Origin of the sequence: Micromonospora phytophila (assembly GCF_023656545.1) — a bacterium.
In the GTDB taxonomy this organism is placed as follows: Bacteria; Actinomycetota; Actinomycetes; order Mycobacteriales; family Micromonosporaceae; genus Micromonospora; species Micromonospora phytophila.
Genome location: NZ_JAMOKF010000344.1, coordinates 1 through 5,438, shown reverse-complemented (window position 1 = coordinate 5,438; position 5,438 = coordinate 1). Strand labels below are relative to the sequence as shown.

The window sequence follows — 5,438 nt, the reverse complement described above, 5'->3', positions numbered from 1 at the left end:
GGTGTGTGGTTGTTCTTTGAGAACTCAACAGGGTGCTTGATAAGCCAGTGCCAATTATGATTTATACCCCGGACTGGTCGGGCTTCGGCTCGGTTGGTCTTGGATTCCTTTGGCAACATTGTTTGTTGTCGGGATGACTGTTTCAACAAGTTTTTGTTGGAGAGTTTGATCCTGGCTCAGGACGAACGCTGGCGGCGTGCTTAACACATGCAAGTCGAGCGGAAAGGCCCTTCGGGGTACTCGAGCGGCGAACGGGTGAGTAACACGTGAGCAACCTGCCCTAGGCTTTGGGATAACCCTCGGAAACGGGGGCTAATACCGAATATGACCACTGGACGCATGTTTGGTGGTGGAAAGTTTTTCGGCCTGGGATGGGCTCGCGGCCTATCAGCTTGTTGGTGGGGTGATGGCCTACCAAGGCGACGACGGGTAGCCGGCCTGAGAGGGCGACCGGCCACACTGGGACTGAGACACGGCCCAGACTCCTACGGGAGGCAGCAGTGGGGAATATTGCACAATGGGCGGAAGCCTGATGCAGCGACGCCGCGTGAGGGATGACGGCCTTCGGGTTGTAAACCTCTTTCAGCAGGGACGAAGCGTAAGTGACGGTACCTGCAGAAGAAGCACCGGCCAACTACGTGCCAGCAGCCGCGGTAAGACGTAGGGTGCGAGCGTTGTCCGGATTTATTGGGCGTAAAGAGCTCGTAGGCGGCTTGTCGCGTCGACCGTGAAAACTTGGGGCTCAACCCCAAGCCTGCGGTCGATACGGGCAGGCTAGAGTTCGGTAGGGGAGACTGGAATTCCTGGTGTAGCGGTGAAATGCGCAGATATCAGGAGGAACACCGGTGGCGAAGGCGGGTCTCTGGGCCGATACTGACGCTGAGGAGCGAAAGCGTGGGGAGCGAACAGGATTAGATACCCTGGTAGTCCACGCTGTAAACGTTGGGCGCTAGGTGTGGGGGGCCTCTCCGGTTCCCTGTGCCGCAGCTAACGCATTAAGCGCCCCGCCTGGGGAGTACGGCCGCAAGGCTAAAACTCAAAGGAATTGACGGGGGCCCGCACAAGCGGCGGAGCATGCGGATTAATTCGATGCAACGCGAAGAACCTTACCTGGGTTTGACATGGCCGCAAAACTCGCAGAGATGTGAGGTCCTTCGGGGGCGGTCACAGGTGGTGCATGGCTGTCGTCAGCTCGTGTCGTGAGATGTTGGGTTAAGTCCCGCAACGAGCGCAACCCTCGTTCGATGTTGCCAGCGCGTTATGGCGGGGACTCATCGAAGACTGCCGGGGTCAACTCGGAGGAAGGTGGGGATGACGTCAAGTCATCATGCCCCTTATGTCCAGGGCTTCACGCATGCTACAATGGCCGGTACAATGGGCTGCGATACCGTGAGGTGGAGCGAATCCCAAAAAGCCGGTCTCAGTTCGGATCGGGGTCTGCAACTCGACCCCGTGAAGTCGGAGTCGCTAGTAATCGCAGATCAGCAACGCTGCGGTGAATACGTTCCCGGGCCTTGTACACACCGCCCGTCACGTCACGAAAGTCGGCAACACCCGAAGCCGGTGGCCCAACCCCTTGTGGGAGGGAGCCGTCGAAGGTGGGGCTGGCGATTGGGACGAAGTCGTAACAAGGTAGCCGTACCGGAAGGTGCGGCTGGATCACCTCCTTTCTAAGGAGCACCTTCACCCGAAAGGGTGTAAGGAGCCCGCGCCGCCCGACTGTGGTGGTGGGGTGCTCAGATGGCGGAGACACTGGCGAGTTTTTCCTCGGCAACGGCCGGGACACCTAGTACAGCTGCCCTTCGGGGTGGTGGGAACGGGTTGGTCCTGGTGCGGCTGAGAAGGAGCGCAGAGCACCCTGTTGGGTCCTGAAGGAACAACCATTGGTTGTTTTTTCGGAAGACTTGTCCGGAGCGTGAGCTTCGGGAGTCTGCCAGGCATGACCTGGTGTGGCATACCGCCGGCGGTTGTCGGGTCTGGTGTTGCACGGATCTGGTTGTGGGTTGGTCGTTTGTTGAGAATTGCACAGTGGACGCGAGCATCTTTGTGGTCAAGTTGTCAAGGGCGAACGGTGGATGCCTTGGCACCAGGAGCCGATGAAGGACGTGGGAGGCCGCGATAGGCCTGGGGGAGCTGTCAACCAAGCTGTGATCCCAGGGTGTCCGAATGGGGAAACCCGGCACCAGTCATGTGGTGTCACCTGCACCTGAACACATAGGGTGTATGGAGGGAACGCGGGGAAGTGAAACATCTCAGTACCCGTAGGAAGAGAAAACAATTTAGTGATTCCGTGAGTAGTGGCGAGCGAAAGCGGATCGAGGCTAAACCGGCTGCGTGTGATACCTGTCAGGGGTTGCGTGGTTGGGGTTGTGGGACCCTGCTGAACGGGCTGACACTCGTTCGAGAAGTTACAAAGTCAGTGGCTAGTCGAACAGTCTGGAATGGCTGACCGTAGACGGTGAAAGTCCGGTAGGTGAAAGTTGCTGACCTTCTGTGGGTGTTCCCGAGTAGCGGCGGACCCCTGAAATCTGCCGTGAATCTGCCAGGACCACCTGGTAAGCCTAAATACTTCCTGGTGACCGATAGCGGACGAGTACCGTGAGGGAATGGTGAAAAGTACCCCGGGAGGGGAGTGAAATAGTACCTGAAACCGTTCGCCTACAATCCGTCGGAGCCTTACGGGGTGACGGCGTGCCTTTTGAAGAATGAGCCTGCGAGTTAGTGGCATGTGGCGAGGTTAACCCGTGTGGGGGAGCCGTAGCGAAAGCGAGTCTGAATAGGGCGATTCAGTCGCGTGTCCTAGACCCGAAGCGGAGTGATCTAGCCATGGGCAGGCTGAAGCGCGGGTAAGACCGCGTGGAGGGCCGAACCCACCAATGTTGAAAAATTGGGGGATGACCTGTGGTTAGGGGTGAAAGGCCAATCAAACTCCGTGATAGCTGGTTCTCCCCGAAATGCATTTAGGTGCAGCGTCGCGTGTTTCTTGCCGGAGGTAGAGCACTGGATGGTCTAGGGGGCCCACAAGCTTACCGAAATCAGCCAAACTCCGAATGCCGGTAAGTGAGAGCGCGGCAGTGAGACTGCGGGGGATAAGCTTCGTAGTCGAGAGGGAAACAGCCCAGATCACCAGCTAAGGCCCCTAAGCGTGTGCTAAGTGGAAAAGGATGTGGGGTCGCACAGACAACCAGGAGGTTGGCTTAGAAGCAGCCACCCTTTAAAGAGTGCGTAATAGCTCACTGGTCAAGTGGTTCCGCGCCGACAATGTAGCGGGGCTCAAGCACACCGCCGAAGCTGTGGCATTCACATTTCAACCTCGCTTGGACTTGATTCCTTGTGCAGGTGTGTGGATGGGTAGGGGAGCGTCGTGCCGGGGGTGAAGCAGCGGGGTGACCCAGTTGTGGACGCGGCACGAGTGAGAATGCAGGCATGAGTAGCGAAAGAAGGGTGAGAAACCCTTCCGCCGGATGACCAAGGGTTCCAGGGCCAGGCTAATCCGCCCTGGGTGAGTCGGGACCTAAGGCGAGGCCGAGAGGCGTAGTCGATGGACAACGGGTTGATATTCCCGTACCCGCGAAGGAACGACCCTGACGAACCTCGTTGTGCTAACCACCCAAACCAGTCGCGGCCTTCGGGTTGTGGTTGGGGAGCGTGGGAACCTGACGGGTAGTAGTCAAGCGATGGGGTGACGCAGGAAGGTAGCTGAGCCCGGCCGGTGGTTGTGCCGGGGTAAGCGTGTAGGCCGTGCCATAGGCAAATCCGTGGTACATGAAGGCTGAGACGTGATGCCGAGCCGATTCAGGTGAAGTCAGTGATCCTATGCTGCCGAGAAAAGCCTCTAGCGAGTTCCGAGCGGCCCGTACCCCAAACCGACACAGGTGGTCAGGTAGAGAATACCGAGGCGATCGGGCGAACTGTGGTTAAGGAACTCGGCAAATTGCCCCCGTAACTTAGGGAGAAGGGGGGCCGGAGACGTGAAGCCCCACGCGGGTGGAGCGTTGTATGGCCGCAGAGAGCAGGGGGAAGCGACTGTTTACTAAAAACACAGGTCCATGCGAAGAAGTAATTCGATGTATATGGACTGACGCCTGCCCGGTGCTGGAACGTTAAGGGGACCTGTTAGCTCTTCGGGGCGAAGCGGAGAACTTAAGCGCCAGTAAACGGCGGTGGTAACTATAACCATCCTAAGGTAGCGAAATTCCTTGTCGGGTAAGTTCCGACCTGCACGAATGGCGTAACGACTTCCCCACTGTCTCAACCACAGGCCCGGCGAAATTGCATTACGAGTAAAGATGCTCGTTACGCGCGGCAGGACGGAAAGACCCCGGGACCTTTACTATAGCTTGACATTGGTATCCGAATTAGCTTGTGTAGGATAGGTGGGAGCCGGTGAAGTCCATACGCCAGTATGGGTGGAGGCAATCTTGAAATACCACTCTGGTTGATTTGGGTATCTAACTTCGGACCGTTATCCGGTTCAGGGACAGTGTCTGGTGGGTAGTTTAACTGGGGCGGTTGCCTCCCAAAGAGTAACGGAGGCGCCCAAAGGTTCCCTCAGCCTGGTTGGCAATCAGGTGTTGAGTGCAAGTACACAAGGGAGCTTGACTGTGAGACTGACAGGTCGAGCAGGGACGAAAGTCGGGACTAGTGATCCGGCACTTGCGAGTGGAAGCGGTGTCGCTCAACGGATAAAAGGTACCCCGGGGATAACAGGCTGATCTTCCCCAAGAGTCCATATCGACGGGATGGTTTGGCACCTCGATGTCGGCTCGTCGCATCCTGGGGCTGTAGCAGGTCCCAAGGGTTGGGCTGTTCGCCCATTAAAGCGGTACGCGAGCTGGGTTTAGAACGTCGTGAGACAGTTCGGTCCCTATCCGCCGCGCGCGTAGGATACTTGAGAAGGGCTGTCCCTAGTACGAGAGGACCGGGACGGACGAACCTCTGGTGTGCCAGTTGTCCCGCCAGGGGCACGGCTGGTTAGCTACGTTCGGAAGGGATAACCGCTGAAAGCATCTAAGCGGGAAGCCTGCTTCAAGATGAGGTATCCCACCACCTTCGGGTGGGTAAGGCCCCCAGCTAGACGACTGGGTTGATAGGCCGGAAATGTAAGCCCGGTAACGGGTTCAGTTGACCGGTACTAATAGGCCGAGGACTTGACTACAAAGAAGCTACGCGTCCACTGTGCAACTCCCGACAAACGAACACACCCCATGTGTGGTGTTGTTTGACATGTCGATAGAGTTACGGCGGTCATGGCGGAGGGGAAACGCCCGGTAACATTCCGAACCCGGAAGCTAAGCCCTCCAGCGCCGATGGTACTGCACTCGGGAGGGTGTGGGAGAGTAGGACGCCGCCGGACAACCATTCCATTCAGGGCCACCCTTCGGGGTGGCCCTGAATGCGTTTACAGCCCAATTCCGACGGGCTGCAACCGCACCACT

At 57.8% G+C, this 5,438-nt stretch carries 3 rRNA genes; all 3 read left to right on the top strand.

Annotation, left to right across the window (positions count from 1 at the left end):
* The first annotated feature begins 153 nt into the window (after window positions 1–153).
* The 3 genes from NCC78_RS26850 (at window position 154) to rrf (ending at window position 5,356) form a co-directional block, all read left to right on the top strand.
* Window positions 154–1,670 (top strand): 16S ribosomal RNA (locus tag NCC78_RS26850).
* Window positions 1,671–2,048: 378 nt separating this feature from the next.
* Window positions 2,049–5,158 (top strand): 23S ribosomal RNA (locus tag NCC78_RS26845).
* 81 nt (window positions 5,159–5,239) lie between these two features.
* Window positions 5,240–5,356, top strand: a 5S ribosomal RNA gene (rrf, locus tag NCC78_RS26840).
* Together the 16S, 23S and 5S rRNA genes form the textbook arrangement of a ribosomal RNA operon.
* Window positions 5,357–5,438 lie beyond the last annotated feature (82 nt).